Below are 1040 nucleotides of genomic sequence, written 5' to 3'. Positions count from 1 at the left end.
GTGCTGGTGAACGCGGGGGAGCGGGCGGCGGGGGAGGAGGAGTTCCCCGAGGACGAGACGTATCCCGTGCACGAGTTCCCGGAGATCGCGGAGTTTCCGCACGAGCGGTGGGCGGTGGGGGCCGGGCCGAGCGCGTGGGTCGAGACGGCGTCGGGGCCGCCGTCGGGCCCGGGCTCCGGTGGCGGCGGCCCGCGCGCCGCCGCTCTGCGCAGGCGCGGCCGTGGCTGCTGTGTCGTCGCGCCGGTGGTGCTGCACGGGCGGGCGTGGGGCGAGCTGTATGTGGCGCGGCCGCGGGGGGCGCCCGTGTTCGGCCGGGACGACGCGGACTTCGCGACCGTCATCGCGTCCGTGGTCGCGGCCGGGCTCGCGCAGACCGAGCGGCTCGAAGAGGTGCGCCGCCTCGCCTTCACCGACCCGCTGACCGGGCTCGCGAACCGGCGGGCGGTGGATGTACGGCTCGACGAGGCGGTCGCCCGGCACCGGCGTGAAGGGGCGGTCGTCAGTCTGGTCGTCTGCGACCTCAACGGTCTGAAGCGGGTCAACGACACGCATGGGCACGCGGTCGGCGACCGCCTGCTGGAACGGTTCGGCACGGTGCTGTCGGTCTGCGGCGCGAAGCTCCCGGGCGCGCTGGCGGCGCGGCTGGGCGGCGACGAGTTCTGCCTGGTGGCGGTGGGGCCTTCGGCGGACGAGGTGATCGCGGTGGCGGACGAGCTGTGTGTGCGCGCCGGCGAGCTGAATCTGGGCGAGGGGGTGGCGTGCGGTATCGCCTCGACGGGCGACCCGATCGGCGAGGTCCGCTCGGCCCGCCGCCTCTTCCGCCTGGCGGACGCGGCGCAGTACCGGGCGAAGGGGGCGCGGTCGCGGGTGCCGGTGGTGGCGGGGCGGGACGCGAGGGTGGTGGCGCTGGCGGACGCGCCGCCGAGGGGTGCGGACCGGCGCACGTTCCGCGACGCGCAGCCGCCTCCCGGCTAGGGGTGCGGGGTGCGGTGTTTTCCCGGGCCCGCCCGGGGTGCCGGTCCGTCCTCAATTGCCGGACG

At 76.7% G+C, this 1040-nt stretch carries 1 protein-coding gene; it reads left to right on the top strand.

The window, feature by feature from the left end; all coding sequences use genetic code 11:
* The coding region (locus WH07_RS35860) for a diguanylate cyclase domain-containing protein (RefSeq protein ID WP_046509482.1) at positions 1 to 975 on the top strand (975 nt) is incomplete at its 5' end.
* Positions 976 to 1040: the final 65 nt, after the last annotated feature.

This window comes from Streptomyces odonnellii, assembly GCF_000981895.1.
Taxonomy (GTDB): Bacteria; Actinomycetota; Actinomycetes; order Streptomycetales; family Streptomycetaceae; genus Streptomyces; species Streptomyces odonnellii.
The sequence above is the reverse complement of the archived record's forward strand: the minus strand, read 5'-3'. Positions and strand labels throughout refer to the sequence as shown.